Origin of the sequence: Pseudoalteromonas sp. CF6-2, from assembly GCF_021729425.1 — a bacterium.
Taxonomy (GTDB): Bacteria; Pseudomonadota; Gammaproteobacteria; order Enterobacterales; family Alteromonadaceae; genus Pseudoalteromonas; species Pseudoalteromonas arabiensis.
Genome location: NZ_CP091442.1, coordinates 656,172 through 669,829, shown reverse-complemented (window position 1 = coordinate 669,829; position 13,658 = coordinate 656,172). Strand labels below are relative to the sequence as shown.

The 13,658-nt window shown below is 41.0% G+C and carries 9 protein-coding genes; 5 read left to right on the top strand and 4 right to left on the bottom strand.

Annotation, left to right across the window (positions count from 1 at the left end; genetic code table 11):
* The first annotated feature begins 6 nt into the window (after positions 1-6).
* The 3 genes from L3Q70_RS03160 to L3Q70_RS03150 all read left to right on the top strand — a co-directional run bounded on the left by L3Q70_RS03160 (position 7) and on the right by L3Q70_RS03150 (position 3,889).
* Positions 7-1,842 carry a DUF885 domain-containing protein gene (locus L3Q70_RS03160; protein WP_062570110.1) on the top strand — a complete coding sequence of 612 codons (1,836 nt, stop codon included), beginning with the start codon at positions 7-9 and terminating at the stop codon, positions 1,840-1,842.
* Positions 1,843-1,944: 102 nt separating this feature from the next.
* Positions 1,945-2,625: a hypothetical protein gene (locus tag L3Q70_RS03155; protein ID WP_237114832.1), complete on the top strand. Its 681-nt coding sequence runs from the start codon at positions 1,945-1,947 to the stop codon at positions 2,623-2,625.
* A gap of 7 nt (positions 2,626-2,632) precedes the next feature.
* On the top strand, positions 2,633-3,889 hold the full coding sequence (locus L3Q70_RS03150) for an oligosaccharide flippase family protein (RefSeq protein WP_193988348.1): 1,257 nt from the start codon (positions 2,633-2,635) through the stop codon (positions 3,887-3,889).
* Here the strand turns inward: L3Q70_RS03150 and L3Q70_RS03145 are convergent.
* Positions 3,878-4,594, bottom strand: a complete 717-nt coding sequence (locus L3Q70_RS03145; RefSeq protein ID WP_193988347.1) for an SIMPL domain-containing protein — start codon at positions 4,592-4,594, stop codon at positions 3,878-3,880. The genes L3Q70_RS03150 and L3Q70_RS03145 overlap by 12 nt on opposite strands.
* Before the next feature lie 142 nt (positions 4,595-4,736).
* Between L3Q70_RS03145 and L3Q70_RS03140 the strand changes: the two genes are divergently transcribed.
* Positions 4,737-7,406 (top strand): bifunctional acetate--CoA ligase family protein/GNAT family N-acetyltransferase, encoded by a 2,670-nt coding sequence (locus L3Q70_RS03140; protein WP_237114831.1) that lies wholly within the window; start codon positions 4,737-4,739, stop codon positions 7,404-7,406.
* 10 nt (positions 7,407-7,416) lie between these two features.
* Entirely contained in the window at positions 7,417-8,370 is a 954-nt protein-coding gene (locus tag L3Q70_RS03135; RefSeq protein ID WP_157066224.1) for an ion transporter, read from the top strand.
* 27 nt (positions 8,371-8,397) lie between these two features.
* Here the strand turns inward: L3Q70_RS03135 and L3Q70_RS03130 are convergent, their stop codons facing one another.
* From L3Q70_RS03130 to L3Q70_RS03120, 3 genes are read right to left on the bottom strand one after another with little or no spacing between them, the layout of a single operon-like run.
* Complete coding sequence (locus L3Q70_RS03130; protein WP_237114830.1) at positions 8,398-12,903, bottom strand: EAL domain-containing protein; 4,506 nt, start codon at positions 12,901-12,903, stop codon at positions 8,398-8,400.
* A gap of 12 nt (positions 12,904-12,915) precedes the next feature.
* On the bottom strand, positions 12,916-13,344 hold the full coding sequence (locus tag L3Q70_RS03125) for a GNAT family N-acetyltransferase (protein ID WP_193988344.1): 429 nt from the start codon (positions 13,342-13,344) through the stop codon (positions 12,916-12,918).
* A 2-nt stretch (positions 13,345-13,346) separates the two neighbouring features.
* Entirely contained in the window at positions 13,347-13,547 is a 201-nt protein-coding gene (locus tag L3Q70_RS03120) for a DUF3283 family protein (protein ID WP_062570102.1), read from the bottom strand.
* Positions 13,548-13,658 lie beyond the last annotated feature (111 nt).

Here is a 13,658-nt window from a genome sequence, read left to right as displayed (position 1 = left end):
ACTAAAATGCGTAAACTAACCTTCATCGCAGCTGCGGTAAGTGTTGCATTACTTGGCGGTTGCCAACAAATGCAAGAGCAACCGACATCAGCGCCAAGTGTACAAAGCCAGCCTGTACAAAGTGAAATAGATAAAGCCAATGCGTTTTTCGAAGACACTTTTAATCGCGATATAATGAACAGCCCTGTATCTCAAACCTATATGGGTATTAAAAAAGATTACGGCAAATGGGATGATGGTAGCGAAGAGCGTGCTTTAGCTGATTTTGAACAAAAAAAAGCAGACCTAGTCGCACTGAATGCAATTAACCGCGACTTACTTGATGACGCCACAAAAGTTAGTTACGACTTAAAGAAACAAGATCTTGAAAATGACATCGCTGATTTCAAATGGCGTTATTACAACTACCCTGTGAACCAAATGTTTGGGGTTCACTCAATGATCCCTGCTTTTCTAATCAACCAACATCAAATTACTGATGTCTCTGATGCAAAAGCATATATCTCGCGTTTAAACGGTGTCACAACGGTTATTGATCAACTAATCAAAGACCTTGAAGTACGTGCAGATAAGGGCATTATTGCACCTAAGTTTGTGTTCCCACATGTTGTTGATTCAAGTAAAAACATTTTACATGGCGCACCATTTGATTCTGGTGATGACTCAACACTTCTTGCTGACTTTAAACGTAAAGTGGCAGCACTGGATATTGCCGACAGTGAGAGATCAGCGCTTATCAGCGATGCTGAAAAAGCCCTAAAAGCAGCTGTGAAGCCCTCTTACACTAAGTTAATCAACTTCTTAGCTCAGCTAGAAAAACGTGCCGATGAGCGTGATGGAGCATGGAAGTTTCCTGATGGCGAAACCTTCTATAACAACGCATTAGCACGTACTACAACCACTGAGCTAACAGCAAAAGAAATCCACTCGATTGGCTTAGCTGAGGTTGCACGTATTCATGATGAGATGCGCGCTATCAAAGATAAAGTAGGCTTTGAAGGCGACCTTCAAGCATTCATGCAATTCATGAAAACAGATAAGCAGTTCTACTACCCGAATACAGCAGAAGGTAAACAACGTTACCTTGACGAAGCAACAGCCCTTATCGATAACATGAAGACACGCTTAGATGAGTTATTCATTGTTAAACCTAAAGCAGGTCTGAAAGTGAAAGCTGTTGAAGCGTTCCGCGAAAAAGCAGCGGGTAAAGCCTTCTATCAACAACCTGCACCAGACGGCTCACGCCCAGGTATTTACTACGCAAACCTGTACGATATGGAAGCGATGCCAACATACCAAATGGAAGCACTTGCTTATCATGAAGGTATTCCAGGCCACCACATGCAGATTGCCATCGCACAAGAGCTTGACGGTGTACCTAAATTCCGCAAGTTTGGTGGCTACACGGCCTACATTGAAGGCTGGGGTTTGTACTCTGAGCTAGTACCAAAAGAAATGGGCTTATATGAAGACCCATATTCTGATTTTGGCCGCCTTTCTATGGAGTTATGGCGAGCTTGTCGCTTAGTTGTAGATACGGGTATCCATGCAATGAAGTGGACTCGTCAAGAAGGCATCGATTATTACGTTAATAATACGCCAAATGCGACCTCTGATGCCGTTAAAATGGTTGAGCGTCACATCGTAATGCCTTCTCAAGCAACCGCTTACAAAGTGGGTATGCTAAAGATTTTAGAGTTGCGTGAAGCAGCAAAAGAAAAGCTTGGTGAAAAGTTCGATATTCGTGAGTTCCATGATGTTGTACTTAAAAATGGTGCTGTACCACTTAACGTTTTAGAGCAATTTGTTGATCAGTGGGTTGCTAAAAAACAAGCCGCTTAAAAACATAATTGATTAAAAGGCCGCTTTGCGGCCTTTTTTATTACTGATAAACACGCTATAAATAGCTATACCTACCCCAAAGAATAATAATTGAGAGACTTCATGCTAAGCGCTATTGAACAACTTAACAGCCGACTCCAACATCATCAGTTAAAAGAGTTACTCACTGATTACCAAGGTTTGTCGAGCGTATTGCAAGCAGCGCAGTTACAACATCTATATCAATTAGCAAATAGCAGCGAAGTAAAATACCTATTTTTACAAAATGTCGCTGCACATTTGCTCGAAGCAAGTCCACTTCCGAGCGAAGCTGTCGGCTTTATTGATGATATCGACAAACTCAGTTTTTTCACCCCAGGGCTCAAATTTCAAAACGCTTTTAATATTACAGATCAACAGGGTAACAACCTGTTACATCACCTGTTTAGCCATTGCCAAGCAAATAAACTGCCCTTTAATTACTTACGCTCTTTGATGTTATTTGAAAGCAATGAAAGCTTAGCTGTCGCACTAAAAGCGCAAAACCAACAAGGATTAACCCCGATAGGATGTTACATTGCTTGTAATAACAACACACAGATGCCAGCAAAACATGAGTTCTCTGCTTTACTGGCAATGATGGAAGTAGATCAAAACCACAACCAAACCACCGTCACAGCCCTAGTTAATAAGCTTAAGCAATTTTACAATACTGATATACCAAATATTACCGACAGCAAAGTGTTGCTTTGTGCTACGTATTTACAAGTGTCAACGACCCAGTTACTCCATACATTAAATTAATAGCTCAATGAACAAGGATGTCGTCAAAGGATTTCTCTCGCTCAGTAGTTTTACTGCTCTGAATCATGCTAGTCGTATTATTCTCACCTTGTGCCTTGCGAGGTTATTAAGCGATGATGAATTTGGCACTTTCGCCGCGTTACTCGCGCTTTGTGAAATACTCTTATTGCCAGCAAGCATGGGGTTTGCATCGTCATTAATGCGAATAAGCTATCCACTTTATAAAGCCCAACAACATGATTTACTACGTGGCTTAAAACATGTTTACTTGGCTGCATCTTGTTTATTCGGTGTAATTTTTGTAGCTGCAGTAGTCATTAGCTTTCAGGCTATATCCCCCCACCAAAGTGCCAAAGAACATGTCGTTTATTTACTGTTACTGGTGCCAATTGGCGCCATTATGCAAAGCCAATCGGCTTTTTTAGTCGCTTTAAACAAACCTAAAATTGGCCTGATAACGCAGCAATGTATTTTTGAATTGTTAACGGCTGGGTTTTGCTTTTTTGTGTACTTGATACGTGGTGATTTATCTTTAGTCGAGATTTGTATCTTGTTGTTCTGTAGCATCTTGTGTGTAGTGAGTTATCAATACTGGTTAATCAAAAAAATGATTGTCGCAAGCGCTGCTCGCTACCAAACCAAGCAATGGTGTAAAGACTCTTTAATCATGCTCGCAAGTGGTGCAGGAACCGTGTTAGTGGCAAAACTTGACGTGTTGCTGGTGCATCACTGGTTTGGTGCACAAGGTGTAAGCATTTTCTTTCCCGCGGTTGTTATTGCTGGATTACTGACTATTTTAGGTAATGCAGCGAGCCAATATTTAAAACCTATTTTAATGGCTGATGAGAATACCGAGCAGCAACTTGGCGAGCTAATGAAAGTGGTGTGGCGTTTTAACTTTGCTTCTATCTTGCTACTTGCCTTGCTTGCAAAGCCCCTTCTGCATTTATATGGTGAAAGCCAATTACAAGAAGGGTTTTGGATTTTAATACTGTTATTGCTAGGGCAGCTATTATTACCTGCAAGAATCTTAGCCAGTAGTATGATTAAGTTAAAAGGTAACCCGCTTATCAACTTATACGTATTACTTGGCGCAACCAGTGTCACGGTATTGATGGCAGTACTTTTAAAAGATCAGTTTGGCTTAATGGGTGTGGCGGTGGCATTTAGTGGTGGCTTTGTGCTTGGCGCACTTAGCCGCACGGTTATTGTCTGTACTCGCATGCGGCTACCTTTCTCTGTAGTACTTGGCTTAGTCAGATAAGTAATATTCAACGCTAGTAACGACTCGCACCTTTTTAAGCTGTGGTGTATTAGAATCTCTATCTGAAATCGAAAACTGACCTTGGCGAGCCGTTTTGATTTTACCAAGTTTAGACTGTGAGTCTTTAGCAAATTTCATCGCCACTTCGCGGGCTTTTTCTGTCGCTTGCTGAACCATGGCAGGCTTTATCTCATTAAGGCCATTAAATAAATATTGAATGCGTGTTTCGTAATTGTCTTGCACTATAGCAATTCCTTGCTTTGCCAACTGATTAACCTGACTCAGTGCGTGCTGAACTTTTTCAATATCATTAGAATAGACGATAACATTGGAACGAGCGATATAACGAAATTGCTGATTTTCTCCACCATATTCGCGTGCTTGCTTGTCAATTATTGACTGGCTTCCCGTGCTAATTTCTTCATCGCTAAAGCCATTTAACTTCAAAAACGCAACGACCGCATCGTTTTTATTTTCAACACGCCCGACTAACTTTTCAAGGTTATTATCGGCATCAGAAAACTGTAACGGCCAAATAACGGTGTCTGCGGCAACTTCCATTTCAGCCAAGCCTTTAACTTGTACAGTACGCTCCATGGCTTTTACATCAAGCGCAGCACTTTTTAAAATAAAGCCCAGCCCCAATAAACCAATCGTTAATGCAATCGCGGCAATTATTACATTAAACGGCTGCGCTTTATTCATGCTTATCTCCTTGATGTAGGTCACTGTTTTTGACTCGAAAAGTCGTAGTAAACAGGTTATCTTATATAAAAGGGTTATCTTATGTATATAAACTTAACAGACCCTGAAATGTTTACAACTAAGCGCAAGCGAAGGAAATAGCATGAGCGTTAAACGTATTAGCCAATTTTTTAATCCATCTTCAGTCGCTGTCATTGGCGCGTCGAACTCACCTAATCGTGCTGGTTTTGTGGTTATGCGTAATTTGCTACAGGGCGGATTCAAAGGCCCAATTATGCCGGTGAGTTTAAATCACAGTGCAGTACATGGTGTGCTCGCTTACCCGAGTATCGCCAGCTTACCCAAAGTGCCAGACCTTGCCGTTATTTGTACCAATAAAAACACGTTAAAAGACATAATCAAAGAATTAGGAGAGCTTGGCTGTAAACATGCTGTTATCATCGCAGCAGGTCTTAACCCTGATCAAAAGCAGCATTTAAAAGACGCTGCACAGGCAGCAAATGTGTCGTTGCTTGGGCCTAACTGTTTAGGGTTGTTAATTCCTCACATTGGCTTAAATGCGAGCTTTTCGCACACGGTTGCAAGCTCTGGCAAACTTGCCTTTGTTTCTCAATCAGCCGCAGTTTGCTCTACAATTCTTGATTGGGCTAAAAATAAAGAAATTGGCTTCTCGTATTTTGTCTCTGTAGGTGACTGCATTGATATTAATTTTGATGAACTACTCGACTTTTTAGGTCGAGATGCCAAAACCAAAGCTATTCTTTTATACATTGATAACATTGAAGATATCCGCAGCTTTATTTCCGCAGCACGGGCAGCCGCATTCAGCAAACCTGTCATTGCGATTAAAACCGGAAAAACCAGTGCAGGGGCACTTGCTGCAGAGATTCACACAGGGGGTAAACAAAGCTCAGATGCAGTGTACGATGCACTTTTTCAACGCGCAGGTATGCTAAGGGTAAATGACCTTAGAGAGCTATTTGCTGCAACACAAACTCTAGCAATGCACCCTAAACTTCTAAAAGTTGAGCAGCTCACCATTTTAACCAATGGGGGTGGCCCTGGGGTCATGGCTGTGGACACATTATTGCAAAGCTCTGGTAAACTCGCGGAGCTAAGTGATGAAACACGCTCAGCACTAAATAGAGTGATCCCGCAATCAGAGATGACCTCAAACCCAGTGGATATTTTTGGTGACTCTGCTCCGAGGCGTTATCAACAAGCACTCGAAATCTTACTGCAAGCAAAAGAGGTTAAAAACTTACTCATTATTCATACTCCGTCCGCGCTTGCTCCGAGTGAAGATTACGCAGAGATCATTGTCGAAACCTTACAAAAAATCCCAAAAATGGCTCGCCCTTATGTCATGACTAACTTTATGGGTGAAGACGCCGCATATGCAGCACGCAAAGTCTGTGCTAACAATGCGATTCCAACTTACCGTACCCCTGAAGGGGCGGTTGGTGCGTTTATGCACCTAGTCAGTTATCGCCGAAATCAAAAGCACTTAACGCAAACCCCTGAATCAAATACCGATGATGCCAAAATAAATAAAGAAGCTGCGCGCGCTGTGGTAAATGAGTTTTTAGCGGAAGAACAAAGCTATTTATCAACCCATGAAGCAAGTCAAATTCTAACTCACTATGGCATTGACTGTATTCAAACCGAAGTGGCTTACACGCCAACGGAAGCAAAAGAGCACGCTATCGAACTTGGCTTTCCAGTGGCATTAAAGTTAATTAGCCCGAGCATTCCATCAAAGTCAGAAGTTGGCGGTGTGGTACTTAACCTAAATGATGCGCAAGAGGTCGAACAAACTGCCTTTGCGATGCTACTGCGTATCAAAAACACCTACCCTGATGCTCATATTGAAGGGTTTTCGCTACAAAAAATGGCACCGCGTGCTGGCGCCAATGAACTGCGCATTGCAATTAAAACAGAACCCAACTTTGGTCCCGTTATATTGCTGGGTGAAGCAGGCACTGGGCTTGAGTTTGGGCAAGCTGCTGTAGCGCTCCCTCCTTTGAATATGAATCTGGCAAAATACTTAATTGCTGCGGCACACGATAAAGGCGTGCTAAAAGATAGAGTACTCCCTGAAAAAGTCGATAAGTACCGTTTATGCGCCCTACTAACACGAATTTCTCAATTAGTAATCGACCAGCCTGATATAACCAGTGTTGAGCTCAACCCTATTTTAGCTAGTAACGGTCAGTTTTTAGTGCTTGATGCCACCATAGGACTCAGTCGTTATAAGGCCAAGGCAAACCGTAAACGTCTATGTATTCGTCCTTACCCTATTGAATTGGTAAAAGATGTAACGCTTAAAAACAATACCCAAGCTCAATTGCGGCCAATAAAGCCAGAAGATGAACAAGCACATTTAGAGTTTGATCAATCTTTAACTAAAGAGGATAGGTACAAGCGCTTTTTTGGTGAGCTGCCACAATTTAATCACGATCAACTCGCAAAAATGACGCAAATTGATTATGACCGAGAAATGGCGTTTATTGTAAGCCAAGAACAAAATGGTTCAGCGTGCACTCTTGGCGTTTCTCGGGTATTAATGGACCCTGACAAGCAAGAGGCAGAATTCGCGATTGTGGTACGCTCAGACTGCCAAGGTTTGGGGCTCGGCACCATATTAATGAATGCTGCCATTGAGCACTGCAAAAACCAAGGAGTTAAACAAATTGCTGGTATAACATTACCGGAAAATACAGGCATGATAGAGCTTGCCCGTAAACTTGGCTTTAAAATCACTCGCGACTTTGAAGAAGGCAGCATTAATATGGTGCTACAGTTAAACTAAAAAACGGATCATTATTTTGCATCGTTTAAGAAATTATACTGCCCGTGTTTTTGAAGGGAATGGTAAATACCGCAGAGTAGGTCGAGCACTCGATGTATTCTTGATGTCACTTATCATGATCAATGTTGTTGCTATTGTATTAGAGTCGGTTGGCCCTTTGGCAAAGCAATATCATCAGGAGTTTTTAACGTTAGAGTTGGTATCGGTCGCCATTTTCACCTTAGAATACATATTAAGGCTTTGGTCTTGCGTGGATAAAAGCGTGCATAAAGAAAGCCCCTTAACGAACTCTAAAATTCGCATAAAGTACTTCTTTACCCCATTAGCCTTAATTGATCTGATTGCTATTTTGCCCACTCTGTTAATGGTATTTGTGAGTGTTGATTTACGCTTCTTACGTGTTCTGAGGTTGATGCGTATTTTTAAACTCACCCGTTACTCACGTGCCATGCAGCTGCTTCTTAATTCATTTCGTGAAGAAAGTAGCTCCTTACTCGCAGCATTCTTTATCATGGCAGTGGTATTAATCATTGCCTCATGCGGTATTTACTTAATAGAGCATGATGTACAACCGGATAAATTTGGCTCCATACCTGCAGCAATGTGGTGGGCAATGGTTACACTGACAACGGTTGGTTATGGCGACGTTGTGCCAATAACTCCACTCGGGCGGCTCTTTGGTGGTGCAATCACCTTAGTGAGTATGGGCATGGTCGCAATTCCGACAGGTTTACTCGCGTCAAGCTTCTCTGAGCAATTACGTAAACGTAGGCAACTATTTACTGATGCAGTCCACGAAGCGATTGAGGACGGTCACCTAACCCCCGTTGAGCAAGAGCACTTAGAGAACTTGCGCTATAAACTTGGGCTAAGCCAGCAAGAAGCGAATAAAGCGATCCATAATGAATTAAAAAACCGTAACCGTAGCCTTTATTGCCGCCACTGTGGCAAACGCCAAGACTAGCAATTTAAGTATCGCGCATTAGGGTTTTTATTCGTTAAACTCATCTTGCCAATGGGCGTTTAATAACGGGCTAACCGAGTCGCCAGGTACTGGCTTACTAAATAAATAGCCTTGAAAATATTCGCACCCTAATTGGCGTAAAAAGCGAAGTTGTGTTTTATTTTCGACGCCCTCGGCGACACATTCCTTCCCTAAGCTGCGAGCAAGGGTCAGTGTAGAATTAATAATCGCTTCATCATCTTTATCAATGCCAATATCATGTACAAAGCTCTTATCTATTTTCAACACATCGATAGGAAAGCGTTTTAAATAGGTTAGTGACGCGTAGCCAGTTCCAAAATCATCGATATAAATTCGACAACCTAACGCTTTGAGTTCTTCCATACTCTGCTGTGCTTTATTTGAATCATGCATCATCACGGACTCTGTGATCTCAAAAACCACAGCGCTTGGCGGAACTTCTGATACATCAAGTGCCTGATGAATACTCTCAACGAGATGAGCACTTTCAAAATCAAGCGCCGATAGGTTAATTGAAACATATAACTCAGGGTGTGTTATACGCCACTGACGAAGCTCAATCAGTGCTCGAGATAAAGTCTGCAGCATAATTTTTGTGATTAAGCCCGAGCTTTCAGCGGCATTTGCGAAATCTTCTGGTTGGTAATTATCATTACTTGGCCAACGTAGTAATACTTCAAGACCTGCAATTTGCTTCGTTTCTGCACTAATAATTGGCTGATAATAATTACAAAACTCATGTTCTTGATATGCTTTGCTTAATTGAGATTCTAAATGCAAAGTACGTTGAACTTGCAAGTTCATCTCCTGCTTATAAAACTGATAGCCTCCTTCAACATGCCCTTTGGCATGGTAAAGCGCTACATTTGCAGCTTTGAGCAATGCTTTGGTGTTGTTGGCATCATCAGGGTAAATTGCAACGCCAACACTTAAATTAACTTTAACTGCTTGCAAGCTAAGCTCAATGTGGCTTTCAACACTCTCCATCACACTTGCGCACAATGCGAGTAACTCATCTATACGCTTAAAGTCCTCTGCAAGAATCATAAACTCATTGCCGTCAAACCGAGCAAGACTATCTTGTGGACGTAGTACCTGCTTTAAACGTCTCGCAACCCGCTTTATAAGCTCGTCAGATTCTTCATGTCCTAGCGAATCATTAAAATTTTTAAAACGCTTTATATCTACATTCAATAAAGCCACTTTTGTATGATGATAATCTGCTTGCTCAATGGCGTGATTAACACGATCACTAAATAAGGTTTTGTTAGGCAAGCCAGTTAAAGTGTCATAATTAGCCAGCAGATGAAGCTCATTCTCAGCCAACTTTTGTGCGCTAATATCGGTAACAATAATCACATAGCAATCTAATTGACGATTACTACCCGCGACTGCACTTATCTTAATGAGCACTTGACGCTTTTCACCACTGGCAACCTCAACAACATCCTCTGCAGAGAAATGTTCACCTGATTGCAGTTTTTGCATAATTCGTAAGTAATGAATACGAGCAGGTATAGATAAGCCTAATGTTAAAGAGCGGCTTGAACGGGGATCCGCGGGGAAAGCAAAGGCATCTTGAAATGATTTATTAGTCGCTCGAATACGTAAATTTTTATCTAAAATAAAAACCCAATCGCGCGTTTGTTCAAAGGCAGCACCAAACAAGCGCGCGTTTTCCTCAAATACCAGCTCACGGGTCATATTCGTATAAGTCCCTGCTACTTTCTCAGGAACATTCCCATGCCATTCAACGACCTTACCGAAATCTTTATACCAACGCCATTGACCATCCGCATGACGAAGTCGATAAGTACAATTAAAGTAACCTTTTTCAGTTGATAAAAACTCTAACCATTCAAGGCGGAATGTTTGTTTATCGTGAGGGTGTATCTTTGCTAAGTAATCATCCAAGTTAACACCATCAACGTCATAGCCGAGCTCATTCTTTAGCCTTGGTTGATAAATAATGAGGCTTTTTGATGACCAATCCCACATCCCTGAGTGGCTTCCTTCTAATGCAAGCTTAAGACGGGCTTCACTTTCTTTACTTTCTTTGTGAGCAGCAAGGAGTATTTGTTGCGTACGATTGCGCCTGTAAACCCACGTTGCGGCCAATAGTGCAATCAGCAATATATATAAGAAAATAAAATGAGGAGCTCGCCAAAGGGGGTATTTAACTTCTATATTCAAAATCGCAGGCGGTGTTAGCTCACCTGTTAAAGGGTCTCTTGCCCAAACTTTTAAATGATATTTACCAGCACTTAATTTAGGAAAAAGAACACGATTATTGTTTCGAGTATAAGTTTTTTGACCATCACCTAATTGATACTCGTAAAGAATTCGCTCTTGATAGTTAAATGCCATAGCCGAAAAGGCCACTTCAAGACCGATATCGTCGTGTTCAAGAACAACGCTATCAATGGGCTGTTTGAGCTCTGCCGGTAAATCACGTGACATTAAATCAAGGTTCGTAATATTGACATGGTCGATTAAAGGTTGTTGATAGTGATTATCCATAGGGTAAAAATAAGTAAACCCTTTAAGCGTACCATAGACTATTTGTCCTGATGCTAGTTGTGTGAATGCACCACTGTTAAACTCTGTTGAAAGTAGCCCTTCAGACCCTGTAAATTGCTGGAAATGTAAGTTTTCGGGGTTCAAACGCCACAACCCCTTGTGGGAACTCATCCAAATCATACCGGCTTCATCTAGGACCATGTCATAAAGCAAGGTGCCGAGCTTATTCTTTTCTAAATCAATTGTATATATATGTTCATAGGTCGTTGCATCAAGACCTATTAAGCCGAAATTAGATAAAGATAACCACAGTACATTGTTATTATCAATAATGTAGGACATAACATTAACAGCGACGTTTTCATGTTGTTCAGGAACAGTATAAATAGTTGTTAAGTCATAGGTCTGTGGGTCAACTTGATACAAAATTCCCGCATTATAAAAAAGGGGGGCGTCCGGTTTACTCGATAAAGCAGGCAAAAAACCATAAGCTAAAAAAGGTTCAAACTCATCAAACTTGCCGCCTAAACGGGTCACTTTTTGGCTATCGATATTATAGGCGAACATGCCATAATCCGGGTGTACATAGAGTAAATTACCCGTTGGCATCAGTAACACACCATGCACCCAATCGTTAATTAAAACTTGCTGTTCAGGATCAGCTGTTTTAACTGGACTAGCCTGCCCTGTTGTCGGGTCAAAACTAAAAATACCACGATTAGTATGCAACCACAGTTTGCCTTTATAAGGCATAATTTGATAAACACTAAACTCTGTTGTGATCAGATCAACTTGATAGTTTTTTAGAAATACTTCACTTTCATAGGTATCTAAATCGACAGCAGTTAAGCCATTATGAGTGGCAAGCCAAAGACGACCTTGATACTCAGTCAGCCCCCAAATAGAGTGGTGTGACAATCCATCGCCTTTAATTGAGCTGGCAACAACATTAATGAAGTTATAGTTATCGTAGGATAAGTAAAATGCGCCATCATTTTTAGTCGCCAGCCACATACCGCCAGATCTATCTTTAACGACATCAATAATACTAGTATCTGCAAGTGTATAGCCGCTCTCTTTCAAGCGGGTATTTTTTATCAGCTCTCTCGTTGCTAGGGTATAATCAAATAACCCCTTATCTGTTCCTAAAGTTACCTTTGATGCTTGTTTAATAATCTTCCAGATATTTAAGTCACGCACTAACTCTTCATTACTAAAGGCAATTTCAGGTGTGGTAAACATCTTATCAAGCTGGCTGATATCGACCTTATACAAGCCTTTCACAGCACCCACTAATAAGGTTTGGTCATTGACGACAGCGAAAGACTTTACATAGTTTTGATATATATGAGCTGGCTTATCTTGCAAATGCTCAAGTTTTCTCACTTTTCCCGAAGCGATTTGGTATACATATGCTCCGTTACTTGTGCCCATGAAAATATAGCCTTTATAAGGGTATAGCTCGCGAATGACACTGCTTTTTATTCGCTCTGGAATTTTAAATAATGAGGTTACTTGCTTGGTTTCTAAATCAAGCTTAGCAAAATCTTGACCACGCCCTAGCCAAAGCGTTTTATCATCTACCGCAACCATGCTGAATACCGATTCAATGAATATTTGCTCTTCGGTAGTCGGTTTGGGGATAAATTGTTCATATGAATCTTCGCTAGGGTCATAACGAAATAACCCTGCTTGTATTGAGGCTATCCAGATATACCCTTGTGGGTCTTGATAAATACGATCGATAATTGCGTCTTCAAGCTCACCATTGGGACCTTTAATATTAACAACTTCATAACCATCATAACGATTAAGTCCACCTTCCGTTGAAAGCCATAAGTAACCGCTGTTATCGATGAGCATGGTGTTGACATAACTTTGCGATAAGCCTTCACTTGTTGATAAGCGTTTGACCTGTGCAAAGCTGATTTGACTAGAAAAGCAGGTTATTAGAATAGCACAGAAGATAATTCTGGTTAAAAACTTAGTCATTAACGTTCCAAATTACATACTTGGCACGGCGTCACATGTAAAGTGCATTGGGACAATATCTCGATGTGCATACACCTCAAACAACGATTGCAAAGAACAGGGTAATGTTAATGTATAGTTAAACCCATTTTGTAGATAGAAATCAATTAGATTTTGATAAGCGAAAGTAAAAACGCTGCTTTTTTGCTCTGCGAGTAAAGTTTCAAGTAACTGAGAGGCTATTTTTTTACCACGCCACTGGGCATCAACATATAAAGTTGATAAAAATAAATAGCCATGTTGATTTTGTACACGACAGGCACCAACAATATCTATCTCATGGTAAGCAACCCACACTTGATCAGCTTTCGTCGCTCTTCCACGCGCACTGTGTTTATTATAAAACTTATTAACTAGCGGTGTTTTTATAGGATCAAGCAAGCAAAATTTTAGCTTGGGCATTACTAGCTCATTAACGACAGGTAATGCTCAAATTGCTGCTTTAAAAATGCTTGCTCAGACATGGGTCTGCTATTTATGCTTGTGTACACACCTTCTCGTGTGTTTTTACCACGCTTAATCTGGTAGGCCCAAAAAGACGCTTCATAATCTAGTTGAATTTGGTACTTTTGCTCTCTCGGCAACTTACATAAATTAAAACTCATACTATCTCAGGAATAAAGTGACTATTTTTCCAGTATAACAAAGTAAAGAAAAAATTAGCATATTAACGACCTGCCAACCTTGATTTTAGCCACACATGAAAGTAAATTAAC